This is a genomic window from Micromonospora echinofusca (assembly GCF_017614955.1).
Lineage (GTDB): Bacteria > Actinomycetota > Actinomycetes > Mycobacteriales > Micromonosporaceae > Micromonospora > Micromonospora echinofusca_A.
In genome coordinates, this window is sequence record NZ_WVUH01000628.1 from 1 (window position 1) to 1,596 (window position 1,596).

At 72.4% G+C, this 1,596-nt stretch carries 1 protein-coding gene and 1 pseudogene; one reads left to right on the forward strand and one right to left on the reverse strand.

Features of this window, described 5'->3' with window-relative positions; translation table 11 throughout:
- On the reverse strand, positions 1-546 hold a 546-nt coding region (locus tag GSF22_RS33455; RefSeq protein WP_208817899.1), incomplete at its 3' end, for a DUF3000 domain-containing protein.
- A 216-nt stretch (positions 547-762) separates the two neighbouring features.
- Here GSF22_RS33455 and hemE point away from each other — a divergent pair.
- Positions 763-1,596: pseudogene (gene hemE, locus GSF22_RS33460) on the forward strand (uroporphyrinogen decarboxylase); the annotation flags it as partial.

The following is a 1,596-nucleotide window of genomic DNA, read 5'->3' on the forward strand; positions in this document are numbered from 1 at the left end:
GGGTAGGGCGGTCACCCCGGGCGGAGGCAGACCGGCGGTCGAGGCGAGCAGCGCGTACCAGGCGAGCAGGTGGGGGCGCAGGTCGTCACTCAGCGGGGTCCAGGACGCCCTGATCTCGATGTCACCGGCGGCCGGCGGGCCGGCCAGGTCACCGAACCGGGTCGACATGGTCTGGGTGATGGTCCCGCCGATCGCCCGGTGACCCGCCTCCTGGGCCTCCAGCGCATCGGTCAACCAGGTCCAGCCCACGCTGGGCAGCAGCGGATCCGCCGCGAGATCCACCTCCAGGTCGGCGGTCACATAGGTGACCAGCCGGAAGGTGCCCTGCCACGCCTCGTGCCCGGCCGGGTCGTGCAGCAGGATCAGCCGCCCGGTGGCGACCTCCTCCTCGTCCCGGAGCACGCTCGCACTCAGCGCGAAGGCGTACGGGGCGAGCCGGCGGGGCGCCCCCACCTCCTCCAGGGTGATCTCCGTCCGAGGAGTGGTCGACCGCAGCCCCGCCACCGCCCGGGCGAAGGTCTCGGGAATCGCGATCGGGGGGGACATGTGCGCAGCCTAAGCCGCCGTACCGCCCGGTACCTCGACGGCACGCCGGTACGTCGACCAGAGCCGTTAACAACCGAACCTGTTAACAAGGGGCCCTTCCTCTACCGAAAGCGTTAACCGGGGGCCCTTCCTTACCGGGCGGGTCACATTGTGTGGCGGTGGTCGTCGGCCGTCGCGATCTCCGTGGCACCATGGCGGACGATGAGCATCACCGTTGACTCCCCGTTTGTCCGGGCCTGCCGGGGCGAGCCCGTACCGCACACCCCTGTCTGGTTCATGCGTCAGGCCGGGCGCTCGCTCCCGGAGTACCGGGAGATCCGGGCGGGGGTGCCGATGCTGGAGTCCTGCCGCCGGCCCGACCTGGTCACCGAGATCACCCTCCAGCCGGTCCGCCGGCACGGGGTGGACGCCGCGATCCTGTTCAGCGACATCGTGGTACCGGTCGCCGCGGCCGGGGTCGACCTGGACATCGTGCCGGGTACCGGCCCGGTGGTGGCCGAGCCGGTCCGGGACGCCGGGGACGTCGAGCGGATCCGCCCGATCAGCCGCGACGACGTGTCCTACGTCGACGAGGCGGTCCGGCTGCTCGTTGCCGAACTGGGCGGCACCCCGCTGATCGGTTTCGCCGGTGCGCCGTTCACCCTGGCCAGCTACCTGGTCGAGGGCGGGCCGTCGCGGACCCATGCGAAGACCAAGGCGATGATGTACGGCGCGCCCGAGCTGTGGCACGCGCTCTGCGGCCGGCTGGCCGAGATCACCCTGGCCTTCCTGCGGGTGCAGATCGAGGCCGGGGTCTCCGCCGTGCAGCTCTTCGACTCGTGGGCCGGGGCGCTGTCGGAGGCCGACTACCGCCGGTACGTGCTCCCGCACTCGACCGTCGTGCTGCGGGGTCTCGCCGACGCCGGGGTGCCTCGGATCCACTTCGGGGTGGGTACCGGCGAACTGCTCGGCGCGATGGGCGAGGCCGGCGCGGACGTGGTCGGCGTCGACTGGCGTACCCCGCTGGACGTCGCCGTGGGCCGGGTCGGGTCGGGCCGGTCGGTGCAGGGC